Consider the following 232-nt stretch of genomic DNA (forward strand, 5'->3'; position numbering starts at 1 on the left):
GCATTGCCGCTGGGTATTACTCACACACGCATTTGCGCCAGCCCGACATTGATTCAGCGGCTGGGCCAACCACAGCACCCGACTGACCTGGTCAATTGGCCCGGGATTCTGTTTGCGCCGCAGGGCAATCAATGGCGTTTTATTGATCATGAGAAACTGGTTATCCAGGCTGTTACCCCGGTCCTGACCAGCAATCAGGTGGATGTGGTGCTGGCTGCTGCGGTGGATGGTC

Annotated in this window: 1 pseudogene; it reads left to right on the forward strand. The window is 56.9% G+C overall.

The window, feature by feature from the left end:
• A pseudogene (locus Q4563_RS22985) lies at nucleotides 1–232 on the forward strand (hypothetical protein); the annotation flags it as partial.

The organism is Gilvimarinus sp. 1_MG-2023 (assembly GCF_030548285.1).